Source organism: Pseudomonas sp. 2995-1 (assembly GCF_002742505.1).
Lineage (GTDB): Bacteria > Pseudomonadota > Gammaproteobacteria > Pseudomonadales > Pseudomonadaceae > Aquipseudomonas > Aquipseudomonas sivasensis.
In genome coordinates this window covers 1-228 of the sequence record NZ_LJSA01000006.1, presented here as the reverse complement: position 1 = coordinate 228, position 228 = coordinate 1, and the positions used below count along the sequence as shown (strand labels likewise).

1 protein-coding gene is annotated in these 228 nt (G+C 40.4%); it reads left to right on the top strand.

Annotated features, from left to right (window positions below):
* Positions 1 to 9 precede the first annotated feature (9 nt).
* Positions 10 to 228, top strand: a 219-nt coding sequence (locus tag AOA61_RS00020; RefSeq protein WP_256583298.1) for an FtsW/RodA/SpoVE family cell cycle protein, incomplete at its 3' end; no start/stop codon positions are given.

Here is a 228-nt window from a genome sequence, read left to right as displayed (position 1 = left end):
GGTGCAGTTATGGTATTGACAAGCGTCGTTATGATTTTTGTTGCAGGTGCCAGAATAAAGCATTTTGTTTTTCTTGGAGTTGTTGGTCTTGTTGGTTTTGTAGGTTTAATCATTTCGGCCCCTTATCGACTGCAACGAATAATTTCCTTCCTAGATCCTTGGCAAGATCCATTAGGCCATGGATTCCAAATTATTCAGTCTTTATATGCCATTGGCCCAGGAGGTTTT